At 64.7% G+C, this 20,649-nt stretch carries 20 protein-coding genes; 6 read left to right on the forward strand and 14 right to left on the reverse strand.

Translation table 11 applies throughout. From position 1 onward, the window contains the following. The 5 genes from waaA to FJ972_RS20575 all read right to left on the reverse strand — a co-directional run bounded on the left by waaA (position 1) and on the right by FJ972_RS20575 (position 4,566). On the reverse strand, positions 1 to 1,317 hold the full coding sequence (gene waaA / locus FJ972_RS20555) for a lipid IV(A) 3-deoxy-D-manno-octulosonic acid transferase (protein ID WP_140494199.1): 1,317 nt from the start codon (positions 1,315 to 1,317) through the stop codon (positions 1 to 3). Continuing rightward, positions 1,314 to 2,105 (reverse strand): lysophospholipid acyltransferase family protein, encoded by a 792-nt coding sequence (locus tag FJ972_RS20560; protein WP_140521674.1) that lies wholly within the window; start codon positions 2,103 to 2,105, stop codon positions 1,314 to 1,316. Before FJ972_RS20560 ends, waaA begins: the two co-directional genes overlap by 4 nt. Positions 2,106 to 2,110: 5 nt before the next feature. Beyond that, entirely contained in the window at positions 2,111 to 2,356 is a 246-nt protein-coding gene (locus FJ972_RS20565; RefSeq protein ID WP_140494203.1) for a DUF4170 domain-containing protein, read from the reverse strand. Between the two features lie 76 nt (positions 2,357 to 2,432). Next, positions 2,433 to 3,236 (reverse strand): 3'(2'),5'-bisphosphate nucleotidase CysQ, encoded by an 804-nt coding sequence (locus FJ972_RS20570; RefSeq protein ID WP_140521672.1) that lies wholly within the window; start codon positions 3,234 to 3,236, stop codon positions 2,433 to 2,435. Continuing rightward, on the reverse strand, positions 3,223 to 4,566 hold the full coding sequence (locus FJ972_RS20575; RefSeq protein WP_140521670.1) for a TldD/PmbA family protein: 1,344 nt from the start codon (positions 4,564 to 4,566) through the stop codon (positions 3,223 to 3,225). The genes FJ972_RS20570 and FJ972_RS20575 overlap by 14 nt, the downstream gene beginning before the upstream one ends. A 157-nt stretch (positions 4,567 to 4,723) precedes the next feature. Between FJ972_RS20575 and FJ972_RS20580 the strand changes: the two genes are divergently transcribed. Further along, positions 4,724 to 5,140 (forward strand): VOC family protein, encoded by a 417-nt coding sequence (locus FJ972_RS20580; protein ID WP_140521668.1) that lies wholly within the window; start codon positions 4,724 to 4,726, stop codon positions 5,138 to 5,140. 26 nt (positions 5,141 to 5,166) lie between these two features. Here FJ972_RS20580 and epmA read toward each other — a convergent pair whose 3' ends face one another. After that, on the reverse strand, positions 5,167 to 6,213 hold the full coding sequence (gene epmA / locus FJ972_RS20585) for an EF-P lysine aminoacylase EpmA (RefSeq protein WP_140521666.1): 1,047 nt from the start codon (positions 6,211 to 6,213) through the stop codon (positions 5,167 to 5,169). Between the two features lie 123 nt (positions 6,214 to 6,336). On the opposite strand from epmA, the gene efp reads away from it, so the two are divergent. Continuing rightward, positions 6,337 to 6,906, forward strand: coding sequence for an elongation factor P (gene efp, locus FJ972_RS20590; protein ID WP_140494213.1), 570 nt, complete (start codon positions 6,337 to 6,339; stop codon positions 6,904 to 6,906). Between the two features lie 190 nt (positions 6,907 to 7,096). Further along, complete coding sequence (locus FJ972_RS20595) at positions 7,097 to 7,639, forward strand: dihydrofolate reductase family protein (RefSeq protein WP_140521664.1); 543 nt, start codon at positions 7,097 to 7,099, stop codon at positions 7,637 to 7,639. Between the two features lie 97 nt (positions 7,640 to 7,736). On the opposite strand, the gene FJ972_RS20600 is transcribed toward FJ972_RS20595, so the two are convergent. From FJ972_RS20600 to FJ972_RS20620, 5 genes are all read right to left on the reverse strand, one after another. Continuing rightward, the gene (locus FJ972_RS20600) at positions 7,737 to 8,606 is read right to left on the reverse strand and encodes a patatin-like phospholipase family protein (protein WP_140521662.1); all 870 of its coding nucleotides are present in this window, start codon (positions 8,604 to 8,606) and stop codon (positions 7,737 to 7,739) included. Next, on the reverse strand, positions 8,603 to 9,979 hold the full coding sequence (locus tag FJ972_RS20605; RefSeq protein WP_181167395.1) for a M16 family metallopeptidase: 1,377 nt from the start codon (positions 9,977 to 9,979) through the stop codon (positions 8,603 to 8,605). The genes FJ972_RS20600 and FJ972_RS20605 overlap by 4 nt, the downstream gene beginning before the upstream one ends. Positions 9,980 to 9,981: 2 nt before the next feature. Beyond that, the gene (locus FJ972_RS20610; protein ID WP_140515552.1) at positions 9,982 to 11,364 is read right to left on the reverse strand and encodes a M16 family metallopeptidase; all 1,383 of its coding nucleotides are present in this window, start codon (positions 11,362 to 11,364) and stop codon (positions 9,982 to 9,984) included. Positions 11,365 to 11,504: 140 nt separating this feature from the next. Next, on the reverse strand, positions 11,505 to 12,059 hold the full coding sequence (gene rsmD, locus FJ972_RS20615) for a 16S rRNA (guanine(966)-N(2))-methyltransferase RsmD (RefSeq protein ID WP_140521659.1): 555 nt from the start codon (positions 12,057 to 12,059) through the stop codon (positions 11,505 to 11,507). Continuing rightward, a complete protein-coding gene (locus tag FJ972_RS20620) occupies positions 12,056 to 14,080 on the reverse strand; it encodes a pseudouridine synthase (RefSeq protein ID WP_140521657.1) in 2,025 nt (674 codons plus the stop codon). Before FJ972_RS20620 ends, rsmD begins: the two co-directional genes overlap by 4 nt. Before the next feature lie 182 nt (positions 14,081 to 14,262). On the opposite strand from FJ972_RS20620, the gene FJ972_RS20625 reads away from it, so the two are divergent. Then, positions 14,263 to 14,712, forward strand: a complete 450-nt coding sequence (locus tag FJ972_RS20625; RefSeq protein WP_140522168.1) for a nucleoside deaminase — start codon at positions 14,263 to 14,265, stop codon at positions 14,710 to 14,712. A 43-nt stretch (positions 14,713 to 14,755) separates the two neighbouring features. On the opposite strand, the gene FJ972_RS20630 is transcribed toward FJ972_RS20625, so the two are convergent. Continuing rightward, positions 14,756 to 15,433: a hypothetical protein gene (locus tag FJ972_RS20630; RefSeq protein WP_140494227.1), complete on the reverse strand. Its 678-nt coding sequence runs from the start codon at positions 15,431 to 15,433 to the stop codon at positions 14,756 to 14,758. Positions 15,434 to 15,636: 203 nt separating this feature from the next. After that, a complete protein-coding gene (gene ileS / locus FJ972_RS20635) occupies positions 15,637 to 18,600 on the reverse strand; it encodes an isoleucine--tRNA ligase (protein WP_140521655.1) in 2,964 nt (987 codons plus the stop codon). A 296-nt stretch (positions 18,601 to 18,896) separates the two neighbouring features. On the opposite strand from ileS, the gene FJ972_RS20640 reads away from it, so the two are divergent. Both FJ972_RS20640 and FJ972_RS20645 read left to right on the forward strand, forming a co-directional pair. Further along, on the forward strand, positions 18,897 to 19,340 hold the full coding sequence (locus FJ972_RS20640; RefSeq protein ID WP_140494231.1) for an antitoxin Xre/MbcA/ParS toxin-binding domain-containing protein: 444 nt from the start codon (positions 18,897 to 18,899) through the stop codon (positions 19,338 to 19,340). Positions 19,341 to 19,393: 53 nt separating this feature from the next. Continuing rightward, a complete protein-coding gene (locus FJ972_RS20645) occupies positions 19,394 to 19,777 on the forward strand; it encodes an RES family NAD+ phosphorylase (RefSeq protein WP_246674183.1) in 384 nt (127 codons plus the stop codon). Positions 19,778 to 19,789: 12 nt separating this feature from the next. On the opposite strand, the gene FJ972_RS20650 is transcribed toward FJ972_RS20645, so the two are convergent. Beyond that, a complete protein-coding gene (locus FJ972_RS20650; protein ID WP_224519163.1) occupies positions 19,790 to 20,560 on the reverse strand; it encodes a MipA/OmpV family protein in 771 nt (256 codons plus the stop codon). Between the last annotated feature and the right edge of the window lie 89 nt (positions 20,561 to 20,649).

Consider the following 20,649-nt stretch of genomic DNA (forward strand, 5'->3'; position numbering starts at 1 on the left):
TTAGCGCCCGTTCGCGCCCTTCAGGCGCGCCTTGACGACCAGTGGCTGGATGTAGGGCTCAAGCGACTTCAGCGTGCGCGCCAGCGCGCCGCGCATCTCATCGACGGTCGCGGCGCCGGCCGCCATCATCTCATGGCGTGCGACTTCGTTGGTGAGCAGGAAGTTGACCGCACCGGCCAGCATGTCGCGGTCGCGCACCAGCTTGGCGCCGCCGCTGTCGAGCAGGCGCTGGTAGGCCTCGCGGAAATTCTGCACGTTGCGTCCGGCAAGGACCGCCGTCTCGAGCATCGCTGGCTCGAGCGGGTTCTGGCCGCCTTCGGAGGTGAGCGAACGGCCGACAAAGGCGATCTCGGTCATCCTGAGATAGAGCCCCATCTCGCCGATCGTATCGCCGAGCAAGATGTCAACGTCGGGCCCGATCCTGTCGGCCTTGCTGCGCCGCGCGACCTTGAGGCCCATGCCGGAAATCTGCTCGGCCAGGGCCCCGGCGCGGTCGGGATGGCGCGGGACGACGATCGTCAGCAGGCCGTGGTGACGCTTGTGCAGCATCGCATGAACCTCGGCGGCAACAACTTCCTCGCCGTCATGGGTCGAGATCGCCGCCCAGGTCGGACGGCCGCCAATCTGCCGCTGCAAGGTGGCCAGCGCCCGTTCGTCGACGGGCGGCGGGTTGGTGTCGACCTTGAGATTGCCGGAAACGGTTACCGGCCGGGCGCCGAGCGCGCGGAAACGCTCGCCGTCGACATCGGACTGGGCAACGACATGGGCAAGGTTCTCGAACAGCGCCTCGGCGATGTTGGGGCGCTTCTTCCAGGACGTGAAAGAGCGGTCGGACAGCCTGCCATTGACCAGAACCTGCGGCACGTGGCGGGCGCCAAGCTCGAGAATCGTCATCGGCCAGATCTCCGATTCGGCGATGATCGCCAGATCCGGCTTCCAGTGGTCGAGGAAACGGCTGACCGCCGGCTTGAGGTCGAGCGGCACATACTGGTGGATGATGCGGTCGCCCAATCTCTCGTCGGCGACCTTGGCCGACGTTACGGTGCCGGTCGTCAGCACGATATTGACGCCGTAGTCGAGTATGCTCTCGACCAGGGGAACGACAGCTATGGTTTCGCCGACGCTCGCGGCGTGGATCCAGATAACAGGCCCATCGGGGCGAGGCCGGCCGGCGACGCCGTAGCGTTCGCGGCGGCGGTTGCGGTCTTCCTTGCCGCGCGAGGTGCGCCAGGCAACATAGGGTCCGACCAGCGGATAGGCGACAGCGCCCGCCAAACGATATGCCGTCAGCATGGTACGCGCCCAGCGACCGCTCATCGCGGGGCATCCACGAGACGGTAGGCCTCGGCGGTCGCGGCATTGAGCGAGGCCGTCACTTCGAGGCGCTTGCGCTCCATCTCGGCGTCATCGGCATTGGCCGGCACGAAAACCGGTGTACCGATGATGATGGACGAGCGGCCGAACGGCAGGTTGATGGTCGTCTTGTCCCAGCTCTTCTCCAGCACCTTGCGGCGGCTGGTGGCAATGGCCGCCGGCAGGATCGGCCGGCCGGAGAGCCGCGCCAGGAGCACGATGCCAAGCCCCGCATCGCGCGGCGTGCCATGGGGGATGTCAGCGATCATGGCGACGTTCTTGCCGGCGACGAGCGACTTTTTCAGGGCGATCAATGCCTTGGCGCCGCCCTTGTCGAGATGTTTGGCATTATCGCGCCCGCCGGAGCCGCGTACGGCCTCGATGCCGAATCTCTCGATCATCAGGGCGTTGAGTTCGGCATCGGCACTGCGCGACACCATGGCGACGAGCGGCCTGCCCTTGGGGTAGTAGGCCGGCGTCAACAGATGCTGGCCGTGCCAGAGCGCAATGATGCCGGGCTCGAACTGGGCATAGGCACCGCCGGTCAATTTCGCCGAGCCGTCGACGACGCGGTTGGTCAGGCGCACCAGCCGAACGAACTGCGCCAGCAGGCCGACGATGATGTTCTTGACGAATCGCGACTGCGCCAGCGGCTTGCGGATCCTGCGCCAGAAGGCCTTGGTGGCGCGGCTGCGGCCCCTGCCCGTCGGCGTAGCCTGGCCGGGCGGCGCTTTCGCCAGATCATTATCCATCGAAGTCAACCGACAGCCTTGTGGTCGGGGTCCAGGAGCCGATGCAGGTGCACGACGAAATAACGCATATGGGCATTGTCCACGCTGGCCTGCGCCTTGGCTTTCCATGCCGTATGGGCGGATTGATAGTCGGGATAGATGCCGACGATGTCGAGCGCGTCAAGATCGCGGAATTCGGTGCCGCCAAGCTTCTTCAGTTCGCCGCCGAACACCAGGTGCAAAAGCTGTTTCTTTCCGTCTTCCGCGGCCATTTCGGTCCTTCACATATTGTGAGTTTGTGACAGGTCTAGACCAAAGCCGCCGACTTTGGAACCTTCGATAATGCTTTCAATCATCCAGTCCGGCAATGACGCCCACGAGCACCGCCAGCAGTTCACCGCTGCCGGCGGCGAGCGCGCCGTGGCGGGTCACCTCGCCGGCATAGAGCGGCGCGCGGCCATGCGGGTCGAGCAACTGGCCGCCCGCCTCGCGCAGGATAAGGTCGGCGGCGGCGATATCCCAGTCGTGCGCGTTCGGCTTTACGAAAGTGGCATCGAGCGTGCCGTTGGCGATCATTGCCAGGCGATAGGCAAGCGAAGGGCTGTAGGGCGCCCGCTTCAGCCGTTCCTGCCAGCCGGCCGGTATCCTGTCGAGCAACTGCTTCAATCCGGAAATTTCGGCCTTGTCGCCGGGCTGGCGCACCGCGATGCGCCTGCCGTTACGGAAGGCGCCCTGACCAGGCAGCGCCCAGTAAGTCTCGTTAAGCGCCGGACACTCGAGCACGCCGGCAAGCGAACGGCCATGCTCCACGACGGCGACGCTGACACACCAGGTGCGCTGGCCTTCCAGGAAGCCGCGGGTGCCGTCGATCGGATCGACGACAAAGGTTCGGCGCGCCGAAAGCCGCACTGGATCGTCGACCGTCTCCTCGGAGAGCCAGCCATAATCCGGTCGCGCCGCAAGCAGGGTCTGGCGCAAATACGCATCGGCGGCGTGATCGGCCTCGCTGACCGGCGACGTGCCGCCTTTCATCCAGACTTGCGGACTGTTGCCGAAGTAGCGCATCGCGATGGCACCCGCCTCGCGGGCAGCATCGCGCAGCAGCGGCAGATCCTCCGTGGCGCCGGTCGTGGTCAGATCATGCTCCGGCAAGGGTCATGCCTTCGATCAGCAGCGTGGGGGCAGCGGTGCCGAAATTGCGATCGAGGTCGCTTGCCGGCACCATGTTGAGGAACATCGTCTTCAGGTTGGAGGCGATCGTGACTTCGGCCACGGGATAGGCAAGCTGGCCGTTGTCGATCCAGAACCCCGAAGCGCCGCGGCTGTATTCGCCGGTCACCATGTCGACACCTTGCCCGAACACCTCGGTGACGTAGAAGCCGGTCTTGAGTGACGCAATCAGTTCTTCTGGCGAGCGCTCACCCGGCTCGATGGCAAGATTGGTCGAAGACGGCGAGACAGAGGAACCGCTGCGCGAACCGCGTCCATTGGTGACGAGACCCAGTTCCCGCGCCGCCGAGGTGGACAGGAACCAGTGGTTGAGCACGCCGTTCTCGACCATGAAAAGCTTGTCGCCTTCGACGCCTTCGCCGTCGAACGGACGCGAGGCCTGGCCGCGCCGCCTCAGCGGCTCGTCGGTGACGGTAATGGCCGATGCAGCCACCTTTTTGCCCATCATGTCGCGCAGGAACGACGTCTTGCGCGCGACGGCAGCGCCGTTGATGGCGCCCGCGAGATGGCCGGCAATGCCGCGCGCCACGCGCGGATCGAACACCACGTCGACCGGTCCGGTCGCGGCCTTGCGCGCGCCGAGCCGGCGCACGGCGCGTTCCCCGGCCTTGCGGCCTATGTCTTCCGGCGCATCCAGGTCGGCAAAATGCTGGCGCGAGGAGAATTCATAATCGCGCTCCATGCCGGTACCCTCGCCGGCGATGACGCTCGTGGAGCGCGAGAAGCGCGAGGCGACATAATGGCCGAGGAAGCCGTGCGAGGTGGCCAATACCAGCCCTCCGAGCCCGGCGCTGGCATTGCTGCCCGCCGAATTGGTCACGCCTTTGACGGCCAGGGCCGCCGCTTCCGCGGCCAGTGCCGCTTCCTTCAACTGGTCGGCCGATACTTCTGTTGCATCGAACAGGTCGAGATCGCGCGTCTGCCTGGCCAGCAGCGCCGGATCCGCGAGGCCCTGGTTGGGATCTTCGGGAGAGACCCTGGCCATGGCGACGGCACGTTCGGCAAGCGCCTTCGGGTCGGACGCGGCAGTCGCGGAAACACTTGCCACCCGCTGGCCGACAAAGACACGCAGCGAAACGTCGTCGCCTTCCGAGGCCTCGGTGTTTTCGACCTTGCCCAGCCGCACCGACACACCGGTCGAGCGGCCACGCACCGCGACGGCATCCGCGGCATCGGCGCCAGCTTTTTTGGCAGCCTCGACCAGGGCCGCGACGCGGTCGGTCAATCTTGATGCGTCCGATATATCGCTCATGCGCGTGATCCTGCTGTTGCGGCTGGCCCGAGAGCCGCCGTCCCCCATCTATTGTTCCGGTCCGGCTTGTGCAATGGCACAAGCTTCAATCAAAATGCATCGGTTCAGCCGCCCATCGCGAAGCGCGGCACAGCATCGCCAGCACGGAGCATTTCCAATGACGCCTTTCCATCTTGCCTTCCCGGTCCGTGATCTCGATGAAACACGCGCTTTCTATGGCGAGGTGCTGGGTTGCGCCATCGGCCGCTCTTCGGAGACCTGGGTCGATTTCGACCTGTTCGGCCACCAGATGTCGGCGCATCTGCGGCCACGGGCCGCGCCGGCCGCCAGCGACGGCAAGGTCGACGGCATGGCGGTGCCGATCCCGCATTTCGGCGCCGTGCTTTTGATGGATGACTGGCAGCGGCTTGCCACGCGGCTGGAAGCACGCGCCGACATAGACTGGCTGGAGCGGCCGATGATCCGCTTCAAGGGAGAGCCCGGCGAACAGGCGACGCTGTTCATCCGCGATCCCTCGGGCAACGCGCTGGAATTCAAGGGCTTTCGTTCGCTGGAGCAGATTTTCGCGCATTGACATGGTGCAAGCCGTGGCGCGCGGACTCAGGACCCGGCAACAGGCGTCCAGATCACATCCTCGATTTTTTGCGCGCCCGTGGCCAGCATCGCCAGCCTGTCGAAGCCGAGCGCGATGCCGCTGGCCTGTGGCATGACCGCGAGTGCCGCGAGAAAATCCTCGTCCAGCGGATAGCGCTCGCCATAGACGCGCTCTTTCTCGTCCATTTCCATGATGAAGCGCCGGCGCTGCTCCTCGGCGTCCGTCAACTCGCCGAAGCCGTTGGCAAGTTCGACGCCGCAGCAATAGAGCTCGAAGCGCTCGGCGACGCGGGGGTCGCGTGGGCTCGGTCGCGCCAGAGCCGCCTCGGCGACTGGGTACTCGCAAAGGATGGTCGCGCGGCCGATACCGAGATTGGGCTCGATCTTCTCCACCATCACCCGGCTGAACAGGTCGGCCCAGCCGTCGTCGGGCGCGGTACGCAGGCCGGCACCGGTCAGGGCCTGATGGAGCGAATCGCGGTCGGTGATGCCGTCGGCGCTGACCGTCGCAAGCAGATCGATCCCGGCATGGCGGGCGAAGACGTCCGCCACCGTCAGCCGCTCCGGCTCCGCGAAAGGATCGCAGTCGCGGCCGCGAAAGCTGAAGCGCGTGGCCCCTGCCCTTGTCGCGGCCAGCGCCAGCAGATCCGCGCAATCCCGCATCAGGCTCTCATAGGTTTCGCCGACCCTGTACCATTCGAGCATGGTGAATTCGGGATGGTGCAAAGGGCCACGCTCGCGGTTGCGATAGACCGGGCCGAAGCTGAAGATCCTGGTCTCGCCGGCGGCGAGCAGCTTCTTGCAGGCGAATTCCGGCGAGGTGTGCAGATAGAGCGGCTTGCGCTGCCCGTCCGGCGCGACCGCCTCGGTTGCGAAGGCCGCCAGATGCGCCTCGTTGCCGGGCGATATCTGCAGGGCCGATGCCTGCACCTCGATGAAATCGCGACGGGCGAACCAGTCGCGCAAGGCGGCGGCAAGGCCGTTGCGCAGCATCAGGCGCGAACGGCGATCGGCATGCACATGCGGCGTCCACCAGGGCGAGGCGGCGGTCATGGGCGGTTTGAAGGCGCGCTGGTTCGCGTTGGGGGCTGGCGGTTCGCGCCGAGATGCGCTAGGCCCCCATCCAGCGCCGCGCAAGCCGGCAAACGCCCGTCAACTCTCGCAGGATAAAAAACCGTGGTGAAAGTCATCGCCAGTTCGCTCCGCAAAGGCAATGTCGTCGACAAGGACGGCAAGCTTTATGTGATCCTCTTTGCCGAAAACATCCACCCAGGCAAGGGCACGCCCGTGACGCAGCTCGACATGCGCCGCATTGGCGACGGGGTGAAGGTTTCGGAGCGCTACCGCACCACCGAACAGGTGGAGCGCGCCTATGTCGAGGAGCGCGAGCACACCTTCCTCTACGCCGACGGCGAAGGCTATCACTTCATGAACCCCGAGACCTACGACCAGGTGGCGGTGTCGGAAGCCGTGGTCGGCGATGCCGCCCCCTATTTGCAGGAAGGCATGCCGGTTCAGGTCTCGCAGTTCAACGGCATCGCCATCTCCCTGGTACTGCCGCAGCGGGCCACCTTCGAAGTGGTCGAGACCGAGCCGACGACCAAGGGCCAGACGGCGTCCTCTTCCTACAAGCCCGCCCTACTCTCCAACGGCGTGCGCACCGCCGTGCCGCCGCATATCGCGCCAGGCACCCGCGTGGTGGTGATGACGGCCGATGGGTCCTATGTGGAGCGCGCGAAGGACTGAGAGCACTGCGCCAGGCGTCGCCAGCTTCTCAGCCGGACCCTATTTTTAGCCGCTGACGATGATCGGCGGCATCGCCAATTGGCGCCGGCCGAGGCCGGCGCTGCCCGGGCAAACAACAAGCGCAGCGTTATTTCCAGAAGCGTGTCGCACAAAGCCATCATCGTTCGTCCTTGTGGAAAGGAGAACGCCAATGAGAAAGCTTATCGTCACCGAATTCATCAGCGTCGATGGCATCGCCGAAGTCGAGAAACTGCCTGGCGTGACCTGGAACGACGAGATGAACAGGTTCAAGGAGGACGAGCTGGCTGACAGCGGCGCCATGCTTTTGGGACGCACAACCTACGAGATTTTCGCCGGCTCGTGGCCGAGCGAAACCGGAGACTTCGCCGACCGGTTCAACGCGCTGCCGAAATACGTCGCGTCCAGCAATTTGAAGGTGCTCGACTGGAAACCGGCCGAGCTGCTCAGGGGGCCGCTGCCGGAGGCGGTCAGGACACTGAAGCTAGGTAGCGGCGGCAACATCTATGTGCATGGCAGCCTCAGCGTCGCGCAGGAACTGTTGCGCCATGGTCTGGTCGACCGCGTCAGGCTGCTGAGCTACCCCGGCACCGTTGGCCAAGGCAAAAAGCTGTTTCCGGCCGGCGATCCGGTGTCGTTTGAGTTGATTTCCGCCAAGCCATTCAGCAATGGGGTGGTGGCGCTGGAGTATGCGCCGGTGCTGGCGAAATCGTAATCGGTTAGAGTGCCCTTCTTCCAGAGAGGACTGGAGGGCGCCTGGCTTTCGGGATCAAAACTATAGCGGTGACGTGAGGCAACGTGTGGACCTCGCGTCACCCGGTCTGCTTTCCCCGTCTTTGCTCGACAGCAGCACTTTCCCTAGCCTCCACAACCCTCTCCACCTCGCGCTTCAGCTGGTCCTTGATATCCGCCGTCTCGGTCATCAGGACCTCGATCTTGAGGAAGTCGAGCACGCGGTATTTGGACACCGCCGGGCGGATCAGGATGTCGGGCTGGCACTGCTTCAGCTTGTTGGCGATGATCGACTGCATCATCAATTGAGTGGCGCCGAACATCAGGTCGACGGAGGTCGGCCGCCTGTGGTCGGCCTCTTCCGGCGCGCCGACCACGTCGACGCCGATGATGATGTCGGCATCATCCTCGATCAGGTCGAAGGGCACAGGGTTGTAGATGCCGCCGTCGATCAGCAGCCGGCCGTCGCGCATCACCGGGCGGAACACGGCAGGAATGGCCGCTGAAGCCGCTAGCGCCGAATGCAGGTCGCCTTCGGCGAACACGGCCAGCTTGTGGCCGAAATAGTCCGTCGCCGTCACCTTCAGCGGGATTTTCAGCTCGGCGAAGGTTTCGGGAATGGCTTCGGGCAGGAAGGCCTTGAGGATGCGCTCGACATTGAACTGGCTGACGCGGATGCCGGCCTGCATGGCCTCGGCGATGGTGCCGGGCCGCGCCCGCCACATGCGGCTCGCCACCTCGGCGCGGCGGCCGAGGATCGAGCGGGCATAATCATGGATGTCCTTGCCGGTCATGCCGGAGGCCATGCCGGCGCCCATGATGGCGCCGATGGACGAGCCGGCGATTGCGACCGGCCTGATGCCCAGCTCGTCCAGCGCCTCGATGACATGGATATGCGCCAGACCGCGCGCGCCGCCGCCGCCAAAGGCGATGCCGAAGGTGAGGTTCATCCCTTGTTGGCTCCGGCCAAGGGCGGTCCGACGACCATGATGGTCGGCTCGGCCGACAAAAGCTTCTTCGCCGCGGCCTTGACCTGGTCGAGTGTCACCGCGTTGATGAGGCCGGTGCGGCGCTGAATGTAATCGACGCCGAGGTCGTCGAGCTGCAGCTCGACCAGGGTCGCGGCGATGGCGCTGGAGGAGTCCAGGTTGTTGATGGCGTAGGCGCCGATCATGTATTTCTTGGTCGCCGCCAGTTCCGCGTCGGTCGGGCCGTCCTCGGCAAGCCGCTTGACCACGTCCCGCACGATGCCAAGGGTTTCGGCGGCCCGGTCCGATCGTGTGCCGGTGGTGACGATCAGAGCGTCGGCATGGTCCTGGTTGATGAGCGAGGAATTGACGCTGTAGGCCAGCCCGCGCTTCTCGCGCACCTCTTGGAACAGGCGCGAGGTGAAGGTGCCGCCGCCGAGAATCTCGTTCATCAGAACCGCAGGGAAGAAATCCGCCGCCTTGCGCTTCACGCCAGGCCAGGCAAGCTGAAGCGAGGTCTGCGGTAGGTCGTAGTCGACCTCGATATGCCGCGCCAGATTCGGCTCGACGTCGGCAACCGGCGCGAGCGCCTGGTTCTGCGGCAGCCCGCCGAACACCATGTCCAGTTTCTTCTTCAGCGTTTCCGGGTCGATGGCGCCGACCACCGCGACATGCAGCCCGCTCCGCGCGAAGACGGCCTTGTGCAGCGCCTTCAGATCGTCCCGCGTGATGGCGGCGATGCTCTGCCTGGTGCCCTGATCGGAGCGCGAATAAGGATGATCGCCATAGAGCGCGCGCGCCCATCTGTCCTGCGCGATCGTGTCGGGGTCGTTCTCTCCGGCGATGATGCCGGACAGGATCTGAGCGCCGATGCGATCGATCGGCGCCTGGTCGAAACGCGGCTCGTTGACCGCCAGCCGCAGCAGGTCGAACGCCTCGTCGCGCTGCTCGGCCAACATGCGCATGGAACCGTAGATGCCGTCGCGGGTCTCCTCGAAGCTCATCTCGGCGCCGGCGTCGTCGAGCTTCACCTGGAAGGCGTCGCTGTCCAGAGGGCCTGCGCCTTCGTCGAACAGACCGGTCATCAGATTGGCCAGCCCTTCCTTACCCGGCGGATCCTGCGTCGAGCCGCCCCCAAAGACGAAACGGATGGCCACCATCGGCACCGAATAATCCTCGACGAGCCAGGCGGTGACGCCCTTGGGCGACGTGACCTGCTGGATGTCCATGGCGCGGGCGGCAAGCGCCGGCAGGACCAGGAAGAAGATGGAAAGGAGCAAAGTGACAAGCGCTGCGCGTGCCCTCCCTTCTCCCCGTTTGGGAGACGGGAAAGAGCCGTGTTGCTCGCTCTTCATCATCAATTCCCCGCCTGTTGCTGCGGCAAGAGATAGCCGGTCGTCGACCGGGCCAGCACCAGATAGCGCGCGGCGACGGCCTTGATCTCGCCGGGAGTGATGTTGCGGATGCGCTCCGGCCATTGCTCGATGTCCTGCACATTGCCGCCGGTGGCAAGCTCGGCGCCATAGATATTGGCCATCGAATCCTGTTTGTCGCGGGCGAAAACCATCGAGCGGACATAGCGGTCCTTGGCCTTGTCCAGCTCCTTGACGGTGACGCCTTCCCTGGCGATGCGCACGACCTCCGCGTCGACGGCCGCCTCGACATCGACGAGCCTGGCGTCGCCGCGCGGCGTGCCATAGACGGTGAAGTTGGTGTCGTCCAGCATGGTGCCCTGGAAATAGGCCCCGGCGTTGGAAGCGATGCCTTGCCTGACCACCAGCGCCTGATAGAGCCGGCTGCGGTTGCCGCCGCCCAGTATTTCCGCCAGCAGGTCGAGCGCCTCGGCTTCGCCGGGCTCGGCCGTGTGGTAGGATGGCACCACCCATTGGGTGGAGAAATTCGGCACGCTGACGCGGGCGTCGGACAGCGTCACCGTGCGCCTGGTATTCTGCTCCGGCTCGACCGGGCGGACGCGCGGCGGCAGGTCGGGCCCGCGCGCGATCTTGCCGTAGGTTTTCTCGGCCAGAGCCTTGACCGTGTCGGGCTCGACGTCACCGGCCACGATCAGCACCGCGTTGTTGGGCTGGTAGTATTTGTTGTAGAAGGCGATGGCGTCGGTGCGGTTCAACTGCTCCATCTCCTGCATCCAGCCAATGACCGGAATTCGGTAGGGCTGGTTCTGCCACAGCGTGGCGTCGAGTTCCTCTTCGAGCACCGCCTCGGGACTGTTGTCGATGCGCGAACGGCGCTCCTCCAGGATGACGTCGCGCTCGGTCTTGATGACATCGTCGGTGAGGATGAGGTTGCGCATGCGGTCGGCCTCGAAGCTCATCATCAGCTCGAGCGCCGACGGCGCCACCGTCTCGTGGAAGGCGGTGTAGTCGTAGGAGGTGAAGGCATTGTTGGAGCCGCCTATGTCGGAGACGGCGCGGTCGAACTCGCCGGCGGCGTGATTGGCCGTCGCCTTGAACATCAGATGCTCGAAGAAATGGGCGATGCCGGATTTGCCTGGCGGCTCGTCGGCGCTGCCCACCTTATACCACACCATATGGGTGACGATCGGTGAGCGATGGTCGGGAATGACGACCACTTCCATGCCATTGTCGAGCAGAAAATCCGTTACCTTGAACTCGGCCGGCCGCTTGTCGGCGGCGAAGGTCGCCGGGGCCAGTCCGGCAATGACCAAAGCCAGCGATGTGGCCAAGAGCGTCTTGCGCAGCCATTCAGCCTGAAATGTCATCAATGGCTCCGGTTTCTCATGACGGACGATAGGCGGCGAGCCGATGTTGTGAAAGTGAATTGTTGATTACCGGCATGGCACGACCTGCTCCCCTGGGAAGAGGGCTCGCGTTCCATCTTCGCCCGCAAATGAAGCTTAACTCAGGCGGCCTCGACAAGCCGGATCAGCGTCTCGCCATAGTGGCGCTCGTCGACAACTGAAAATCCCGGTCCCGGCTCGAAAGGCGCCGCCGCTGTCTCCTCGACCACGCACAGCGCGCCGGGACGCAGCCAGCCGCCTTGCTTGGCCGACCTCAGCGCGCGTTCGCCAAGACCCTTGCCGTAAGGTGGATCGGCGAAAACGAGCTCGAACGGCGCCAGCGTGCCGGCCTCGCCCAGAGCCGTCGCATCGCGCCGGAATATCTTGGTGCGGCCGGTCAGGCCGAAGGCCTCGACATTGTCGCGGATCAGGCCGCGGCCTTCGGCCGACTCCTCGATGAAGACGCCATAGGACGCGCCGCGCGACAGCGCCTCGAGCCCGAGCGCGCCTGTGCCTGCGAACAGGTCGAGCACGCGCGCGCCCTGCAGCCGATCGGCAAAGCGATGCGCCAGCACATTGAAAACAGCCTCGCGGGTGCGGTCGGTGGTGGGGCGGATGGCGCTGCCGCGGGGCGTCGCCAGCGGGCGCCCGCGAAACTCGCCGCCGACGATCCTCATTTCGCCCTTGGACCCTTGAAACCGCCGCGCGGCCGCTCGCCGCCGCCACCCGGACGTTCGCCACGCGGCTTGCCGAACGGCTTTGGGCCGCCCGGCTTGCCGCCGGGCTTGCCATAGGCCGGCTTGAAAGACGCCTTGCGGGCCTTGGCTTCAGCGGCTTTGGCAGCATCCGCCTCCGCCCTGCCCTTGCCGATCGGCCGCGCGCCCGGCGCCATCCAGACATTGGCCTTGCGCTGGCCGGGCGGCTCGATCGGCCGCTGCTCGCGCTCGGATTTCTTGCCGCCTGGCTTGCCGCCAAAACCACCGCGCGGCTTGTCGCCGAAGCCACCGCGTTCGGGTCTCGGGCCGCGGTCGCCAAAGCTTTTTTCCGGCCTCGCGCCTCTGTCGGGGCTGGTCGACAGTTTGCCCAGCGCCTCGTCACGGCTGCCTTCGCGGCGCTTGCGGTTCTTGATCAGGCCGCCCTCGCCGATCGGCCGGTGGTCACCCTCGCGCGAAAATCTCGGCCGCTCGGCCTCCTCGCGGCGCGGCTCGACCCGCCGCACCGGCAGGTTGGAAAACGGTTTTGTTATCTCGGCATCGAAATTGGCACCGGATTCCTCTATCAGGCGTTCGCCGAGCTGATCGCGCAACACCTTGCCCTTGATCTCCAGCACATGGCCTTCGGGGAGCTCGTCGAGCTGGAACGGGCCGTAGGAGATGCGGATCAGCCGCGTCACGTCGAGGCCGAGCGCGCCGAGAATGTTCTTGACCTCGCGGTTTTTGCCCTCGCGCAAGCCGATCGTCAGCCAGGCGTTCGAGCCCTGCTCGCGGTCGAGGCTCGCCTCGATGGCGCCATAGAAGACGCCGTCCACGGCAATGCCTTCGCGCAGGCCCGCAAGCGCACTTTCCTCGACCTTGCCATGGACGCGCACGCGGTAACGGCGCAGCCAGCCGGTGGCCGGCAGTTCGAGCACGCGAGACAGGCCGCCATCATTGGTCAGCAGCAGCAGGCCTTCGGTGTTGATGTCGAGGCGGCCGATGGTCATCAGCCGGGGCAATTCAGCCGGCAGCACGTCGAAGACGGTCTTGCGGCCCTCGGGGTCGCGGTTGGTGGTCACGACACCGGCAGGCTTGTGGAACAGGAACAGCCGAGTGCGCTCGATCGGCGGGATCTCCATGCCGTCGAGATGGATGATGTCGCCCGGCATCACATTGAAGGCCGGCGAAGACAGAACCCGGCCGTTGACCTTGACGCGGCCGGCCGCGATCAACTCCTCGGCGTCACGGCGCGAGGCAAGCCCGGCGCGAGCCAGCCGCTTGGCGATCCGCTCGCCGGCTTCCTCGGGCGCCTCCGCAGGACGCGGACGGGACTTGAAACCGCCTTGCGGCCGGTCGGCAGCGAAATCGCGCTTCGGACGGTCAGAGAAGTCGGGCTTGGGCCGATCGGCAAAATCACGCTTAGGACGATCGAAGCGTCTTTCACCCGTCGCACCTTCAGCCGCCATTGGCCGCTCGCCGCGCGGTGCATACGGCTTGCGCGGGCCTTCGCGGTTTTCATAAGGCTTGCCTTGCGGACGCGGACCCTTGTTGAAGGGCCGCTCCGAGCGCCCGCCTTCGCCGCCTTCGCGCGGCTTATACTCACGCTTCTGGGGCCGTTCGCCATCGGCGGTCATTGGACGGTCGCCACGCGGCGCGTAGGGCTTGCGCGGCCCTTCGCGCTTCTCATAAGGTTTGCCTTCCGGACGCGGACCGTTGTTGAACGGCCGCTCCGAGCGCCCGCCCTCGCGCGGTTTGTACTCGCGCTTCTGGGGCCGTTCGCCATCGGCGGCCATCGGCCGCTCGCCGCGCGGCGCGTAGGGCTTGCGCGGCCCTTCGCGTTTTTCGAAGGGCTTGCCGCCGTCGCCACGCTTGGCAAACGGTTTCTTGGCGCCGAAGGCCGGCTTGCCGCCTTTGCCGGCATCGCGCCCACGCGCGGCCGCCGGTTTCGGACCGCTTTTGCCCGGACCCTTCTGGCGCGGAGATTTCTTGTCGTTGTCGTCCATGTGGCCTTTGTCCGTTTGCGCTGCTACAGCGTGGCGCATCCTTTCGGGCGCGCAACGAACGCTGTAGCATTTTTGATTTGGCGCATGATCATTTCCGAAAACCGTACCCGATTTTCGAGGTTATGCGCTCAATAACAGGATCACCGTCGAGTGGCGAGGAGATAATCGGAATGGAAACCCGCGTGAAGCGGCCCGATTTCATGGCGCTGGCGCTGGAGGAGGCGCAAGCGGCAGCCTCGCGCGGCGAAGTGCCGGTCGGCGCCGTCATCGCCAGCGCCGGCACGGTCGTGGCCAGTGCCGGCAACCGCACCCGGGAGCTTGCCGATCCGACGGCCCATGCCGAGATGCTGGCCATCCGCGAAGCCTGCCGAAGGCTGTCGAGCGAGCGGCTCACCGGACACGATCTCTATGTGACGCTGGAGCCTTGCGCCATGTGCGCCGGCGCCATCTCCTTCGCCAGGTTGCGCCGGCTCTACTTTGGCGCCGCGGACGAAAAGGGCGGCGCGGTGGTCAACGGCGTGCGCTTCTTCGCTTCGCCGACCTGCCATCACACGCCCGACATTTATGCGGGCATCGCGGAGGCCGAATCGGCCCTGCTGCTGAAGGATTTCTTTCGGGAACGCCGCGACTGAACGGGGTGCGATACCCGTCAGCAAAGCAAATGCGCCCCGCTTTTTACAGGGACGGCAGCCAGTCGAACCAGCCACCCTTCTTGCCTTCCGCCTCTCTCTTCAGGCGGCGTTCCTTTTTGTACTCGTCTTCGCCGAGTTCGTTTTGCGGCGCCGTGCCGGATGCGACGCGATAGGCAAGGGGCGGTTCGCTCAGATATTTGCGGGTATTCGGATCGCCCTGCTTGCTTTCGGCAAGGCGGCGCTGGATATCGGCGGCGCGGCCCTTGTCGGAATCGGCAGGCGTCCAGCGCGGCGGGTGACTCGAGCCGGATTCTTCCATCGCCTTCTTCACCGAGGCCGGATCGGTCTGCACGTCGTCGACGATCTGCGACTGGTAGGACGGATCATCCTGGTGGGCGGTGGCGTCGGCGCGCAGGCGGGCACGGCGCTGCTCGGGCGATTCGGGCCATTCGGCGCTTGCGGTCTCGATGCTATCCTGTGGCGCCGGCAGCGCTTCCTTCTGACCAGGCGCCGGCTTCACCAGGGTGGGACGCGGCTTGTAATCGATGTGTTCCTTGCGCTTGGGGGCGAACGAAAAAGCGCCGGTGAGATCGCCGGCCAATTGTTCGCCGGCGGTCTTGTCCGTGCCGTAGGTCGGAGAACCGACACAGCCGGACAGAGCGAGCCCCGATGCGACAAGCGGCGCCAACAGCGCGAGGCGCGCGTTAAATCTCTCGGTCATGCCAAAAAGTCCCACTCTAGACAGCCTCTCGATCGCCGCCGGTCCCAAGGTCCGGTCCCCATCGTCCAAGCACTTGCGACGAAAATCCGGCGACAATTTGTCTTCCGGAGTTTCGCGTGTTTACCTCAACCACTCGTTAAGGGCAACGCGCGGACGGATTTGCACCGCCCGGCGTGGCATTTGTGCACCGATATGCCTGGCCTTCAAAGCCGGCCGAGCGCCCTAAGCTCATGCAGCACGGCGGCGTCGCGCGCCGAGACATCGGGAAAGGCAGGATCCTGCCCGACATCGGCGGTGTAACGCCATGACCGCGCGCATTTGACCAGGCCGCGGTCCTCGGCTTTTTCGATCACCACGGCGACGCCCTTCACGTCTTCGAGCGTGAAGGCGCCTTGTTGCGCCTCGCCATGGGCGATGACGAGATCGCTGGTGATCGCCATTTCGGCCATGTCGACATCCGATATCGCCGCCTCGAGCGCCGCATCGTCGATGGTAACGACGGGCACCGCTTCCAGCGACGAGCCGATCACCTTCTGGGCACGCGCGATTTCCAGCGCACCGGTGACGACGCGGCGCACCTGCCGCACCTTACGCCATTTCTCCGCCAGCGCCTCGTTCTTCCAGTTTTCCGGGATCGCCGGGAACTGGTCGAGATGTACCGAGACGGCATCGGGATGGCGGTCGAGCCAGGCCTCTTCCATGGTGAAGGGCAGCATCGGCGCCAGCCATCTTACCAGGCAGTCGAAAAGGTGGCGCACCACCTGCACCGAGGCCTTGCGCTTCGCGCTCGACGGCGCATCGCAGTAGAGCGCGTCCTTGCGAATATCGAAATAGAAGGCCGACAACTCGACCACCATGAAATCGAGGAGCGCACGGGTGATGCGCTTGAACTCGAAGGCATCGTAGCCCTGGCGCACCACCTCATCGAGTTCGGCGAGGCGATGCAGCATCAGCCGTTCCAGCTCCGGCATCCCTTCCAGCGGCACCTCCTCGCCATCGTCATGGGCGAGCGTGCCCAGCATCCAGCGGATGGTGTTGCGCAGCTTGCGGTAGGCGTCGATGTTGGTCTGCAGCACGTTCTTGCCGAGCCGTTGGTCTTCCCAATAGTCGGTCGTCACCACCCAGAGCCGCAGGATATCAGCGCCGGACTGCTTGATCACGTCCTGCGGGACGACGGTGTTGCCGAGCGACTTCGACATCTTGCGGCCGTCCTCGTCCATGGTGAAGCCATGGGTGACGACGGTATCGTAGGGCGCCCTGCCCCTGGTGCCGCAGCTTTCGAGCAGTGAGGAGTGGAACCAGCCGCGATGCTGGTCGGAGCCTTCGAGATAGACGTCGGCCGGCCATTTGAGATCGGGACGATCCTCCAGCGTGAAAACGTGGGTCGAGCCTGAATCGAACCAGACGTCGAGGATATCCGTGACCTGCTTCCATCTGGAGGCATCGTGATTGCCGAGGAAACGTTCCTTGGCACCGGCGTCGAACCAGGCATCGGCGCCTTCTTTCTCGAAAGCGTCCATGATGCGCTGGTTGACCGCCTCGTCCTGGAGCACATTGCCGTCGGCGTCGGCGAAGACCGCGATCGGCACGCCCCAGGCGCGCTGGCGCGACAGCACCCAGTCGGGCCGTTCCTCGATCATGGCGCGAATGCGGTTCTGCCCCGCCCCTGGCACGAAACGGGTGTCGTCGATCGCCTTCAGCGCACGGCTGCGCAGCGTCGTGCCGTCGCCGAGGTCCTTGTCCATGTAGACGAACCATTGCGGCGTATTGCGGAAGATGACCGGTTTCTTCGACCGCCAGGAATGCGGATAGGAGTGTTTCAGCCGACCGCGCGCGAACAACGCGTTGCGCTTGATCAGCTCATCGATGACCGCTTGGTTGGCATTGCCCTTCTTGCCGTTGTCGTCAAGGACGCGCGCCGCGCCACCCTCACGATCCGGACCGAAGCCCGGCGCGTCCTTGGTGAAAAAGCCGGCATCGTCGACGGTGAACGGGATCGCGGTGTCGACGCCGCGCGCGCGCAGGTCCGGGGCCGCCTCCATCCAGGCGTCGAAATCCTCGCGACCATGGCCCGGCGCCGTGTGAACGAACCCGGTGCCCGCATCATCGGTGACATGGTCGCCGGCAAGCATGGGCACCGGAAACTCGTAACCGCCGCCAAGACCCTTGAAGGGATGCGAAAGCGTAAGACTTCCAAGCTCTTGCGCCGACACGCTGCGAAGACGATTCAAGGTGACTTTGGCCTTGACCGAAGCCTCTTCGGCCAGCGTATCGGCAAAGATCAGCTTTTCGCCCGGCTGCGGGCCGAAGGCGTTCTCGGCTGCCGTGACCTCGTAGAGACCGTAGTCGATGCGCGGCGAATAGTTGACGGCACGGTTGCCGGGGATCGTCCAAGGCGTCGTCGTCCAGATGACGACATGGGCCTGCAGCAGATCGAGAGCGCCCTCGGTCAGTGCGGCCTCTCCGTCAGCCACGGGGCGCACCAGACTGGCGACCGGGAACTTCGCCCAGATCGTATCCGACTCGTAGTCCTGGTATTCGATCTCGGCCTCGGCGAGCGCGGTGCGCTCGACGACACTCCACATCACCGGCTTGGAGCCGCGATAGAGCTGGCCCGACATGGCGAATTTCAACAGTTCGCCGGCGATACGCGCCTCGGCGTGGAAGGCCATGGTCGTATACGGGTTCTTGAAGTCGCCGATGACGCCAAGGCGCTGGAATTCCGCCCCCTGAACGCCGATCCAGTGAGCGGCGAAATCCCGGCATTCCTTGCGGAACTCGTTGACCGGCACCTCATCCTTGTTCTTGCCCTTGGCGCGGTACTGCTCCTCGATCTTCCATTCGATCGGCAGGCCGTGGCAGTCCCAGCCGGGCACGTAATTGGCGTCGCGGCCGCGCATCTGGAAGGAGCGGTTGATGACGTCCTTGAGGATCTTGTTCAGCGCATGGCCGATATGGATGTTGCCGTTGGCATAAGGCGGGCCGTCATGCAGCACGTATTTCGGGCGACCGGCGGAGGCCTCGCGCAACTTGCGGTAGAGATCCATCTCCTGCCAGCGTTGGACCAGCACCGGCTCCTTCTCGGGCAAACCGGCACGCATCGGGAAATCCGTCTGCGGCAGGTAAAGCGTCTTGGAATAGTCGATCGTTTCAGCTGTATCGGTCATTGGTCTGCCATTGTGGATTGCCCGGCGGCAAGGGAGCTCGGGCCTGAACTATCATGATCTGGAAAAAGCGCGAGGGGTCGCGCGCAAGATTCCCGGCGGCTCCGACAGCTCTCAGGCCGTCCGGAACACCGGGCTGGTAATTCGTATCGTAATCGCGACGGAACGCGAGACCACTGTCATGGCCGCGCTTTTAAACGAGGTGGGCCAGCTTGGAAAGCCCGAACTCCAAGGCACTCGCCTTGCCGCTTGTGCCAATTGCGCATATATGTTTGGGCAAATGGCACCGGAGGCGCGTCATGTCCAATCCGCATCGCAAGGTCCACGTGCCGGCTGCCAGACGGGCCGCCCGTAAGGAGAAGGTCGAGCGTGCGCAGGATGGCTTGGTCCGGGATGCCGCAACGGGGCAATTCCTGGTCAGCTTCACCAAGGTGGAAGAACTCCGCCACCGTGGGTTCAGCAATGACGAAATCTACAAAATCGTAGGATCGCGGCGCACTTTGGCGCGCAGGAAAGAACGCAATGAGAAACTGAGTATTGCCGAGTCCGATCGCGTCATGCGCATCGAGCGCATTTCCACAATGGCGGATCGTGTTTTCGGAGACCACGAAAAAGCGCAACGTTGGTTGCGCAAACGCAGCCGGGTGCTCAACGAAGCGCCTATCACGCTCCTGCAGTCGGAAACCGGTGCTTCCCTGGTGGAAGAGGAACTGCATCGCATCGATTATGGCATTTTCGCCTGACGATGCGTCTATGGCGTATCTCCAACTTCGCCGACCTGTCCGGCCGGGGCGGCATGCTCAGCTCCGGCCGTTGGAACATCAAGGGCACCGCCATTGTGTACTGCGCGGATCATCCCGCCACGGCGCTTCTCGAAATTCTCGTTCATGTCGACGTGGAAGATTTGCCGCCCACGTTCCAGCTCCTGGAAATCGAAGTGCCTGACGGCGTCTCCATTGCCGTCCCCGATTTGCCCGAGGGCTGGAAAGACAATCCGGCCAAGACACGCGAGATTGGCAGCGATTTTGTCAGTGCCGCCAGCCATCCAGTCATGGAAGTTCCTTGCGTGAGCGTTCCCTTCGCCAGAAACTATATTCTCAATCCCGCCTTGCTGGAACGCGAAGGCATCGCCATCGTCGGCACCACAAGTCATCAGATCGATACGCGATTGCTGGAATAAGGCCGATACCGGCTACATCTTGAAATCGAAGCGATAGGTCGTCGATACGCCGATCATGAACTGGTTGCGGTCGCCGCGCTCCTTGACCAGGCTGGAATCGGCGGCCGGGCCTTCGAGGCGTGAATATTCCCCGAACAGGCTGGCGGTCATCGGGTCGGTCACCTTCCACGTCACCGCACCGCCAAGGCCGACCGATTTCAGGCCGCCGCCGGGATTATACTGGTTCAACCCCGAGGCCACGGCTTCCTGCGCGTCGACGCCGTAATAGGCGTCGAAATATTTGGCGGAGGCGAACGAGACGCGCGGCCCGCCAGAGATCCTGACGGTTGGCGTCACATCGTAGAAGGCGTCGGCGGCGATGTCGGCGACGAAGCCGTTATGGGCGCGGATGCCGTGCCGCAGCTCGGCACGCGCACGTATCCAGTCCGTCGGATAGAATTCGAAGAAGCCGCCCACCTCGCCGCCCCAGCGGACCGGATCGAGGCCCTTCAACTCGTCGGCATCGCCATCGTCGCGCGAGAACAGGAACTTGCCGGTCAGGCCGGCGCGAACGCCGCCGTCATCGACCAGCGCCAGCGAAATGTTGTCGTTGCGTGAGGTGAAGCGGGCCGCCGGGCCAGCCTTGCCCAAGGAGATGATCGGCGAGGCGCTGAGCAGGTACTTCTTGCCGCCCTCGAAATTGGGCGCCACCATGCCGGTGGCGCCGACCGTCAGATACCAATCGCCGGACAGCCAGCCGAAGGCGCCCTCGCCGGCATCGGCCGCACCCGAGGTAGCCAGCATGACGGTAGCCAAGGCTGCAGAAATTTTCCCGACCGGACTCATGGCTACCCCATTAACACAATACGATTGTCTTTCGGTCACAGCTTTGA

Origin of the sequence: Mesorhizobium sp. B2-1-1 (assembly GCF_006442975.2) — a bacterium.
Classification (GTDB): domain Bacteria; phylum Pseudomonadota; class Alphaproteobacteria; order Rhizobiales; family Rhizobiaceae; genus Mesorhizobium.

What these genes read in the sequence shown, in the direction of transcription:
- waaA (WP_140494199.1), bottom strand. Translation starts at nt 1,317, where the DNA reads ATGAGCGGTCGCTGGGCGCGTACCATGCTGACGGCATATCGTTTGGCG.
- FJ972_RS20560 (WP_140521674.1), bottom strand. Translation starts at nt 2,105, where the DNA reads ATGGATAATGATCTGGCGAAAGCGCCGCCCGGCCAGGCTACGCCGACG.
- FJ972_RS20565 (WP_140494203.1), bottom strand. Translation starts at nt 2,356, where the DNA reads ATGGCCGCGGAAGACGGAAAGAAACAGCTTTTGCACCTGGTGTTCGGC.
- FJ972_RS20575 (WP_140521670.1), bottom strand. Translation starts at nt 4,566, where the DNA reads ATGAGCGATATATCGGACGCATCAAGATTGACCGACCGCGTCGCGGCC.
- FJ972_RS20580 (WP_140521668.1), top strand. Translation starts at nt 4,724, where the DNA reads ATGACGCCTTTCCATCTTGCCTTCCCGGTCCGTGATCTCGATGAAACA.
- epmA (WP_140521666.1), bottom strand. Translation starts at nt 6,213, where the DNA reads ATGACCGCCGCCTCGCCCTGGTGGACGCCGCATGTGCATGCCGATCGC.
- FJ972_RS20595 (WP_140521664.1), top strand. Translation starts at nt 7,097, where the DNA reads ATGAGAAAGCTTATCGTCACCGAATTCATCAGCGTCGATGGCATCGCC.
- FJ972_RS20600 (WP_140521662.1), bottom strand. Translation starts at nt 8,606, where the DNA reads ATGAACCTCACCTTCGGCATCGCCTTTGGCGGCGGCGGCGCGCGCGGT.
- FJ972_RS20605 (WP_181167395.1), bottom strand. Translation starts at nt 9,979, where the DNA reads ATGAAGAGCGAGCAACACGGCTCTTTCCCGTCTCCCAAACGGGGAGAA.
- FJ972_RS20610 (WP_140515552.1), bottom strand. Translation starts at nt 11,364, where the DNA reads ATGACATTTCAGGCTGAATGGCTGCGCAAGACGCTCTTGGCCACATCG.
- rsmD (WP_140521659.1), bottom strand. Translation starts at nt 12,059, where the DNA reads ATGAGGATCGTCGGCGGCGAGTTTCGCGGGCGCCCGCTGGCGACGCCC.
- FJ972_RS20620 (WP_140521657.1), bottom strand. Translation starts at nt 14,080, where the DNA reads ATGGACGACAACGACAAGAAATCTCCGCGCCAGAAGGGTCCGGGCAAA.
- FJ972_RS20630 (WP_140494227.1), bottom strand. Translation starts at nt 15,433, where the DNA reads ATGACCGAGAGATTTAACGCGCGCCTCGCGCTGTTGGCGCCGCTTGTC.
- ileS (WP_140521655.1), bottom strand. Translation starts at nt 18,600, where the DNA reads ATGACCGATACAGCTGAAACGATCGACTATTCCAAGACGCTTTACCTG.
- FJ972_RS20640 (WP_140494231.1), top strand. Translation starts at nt 18,897, where the DNA reads ATGTCCAATCCGCATCGCAAGGTCCACGTGCCGGCTGCCAGACGGGCC.
- FJ972_RS20645 (WP_246674183.1), top strand. Translation starts at nt 19,394, where the DNA reads ATGCTCAGCTCCGGCCGTTGGAACATCAAGGGCACCGCCATTGTGTAC.
- FJ972_RS20650 (WP_224519163.1), bottom strand. Translation starts at nt 20,560, where the DNA reads ATGCTGGCTACCTCGGGTGCGGCCGATGCCGGCGAGGGCGCCTTCGGC.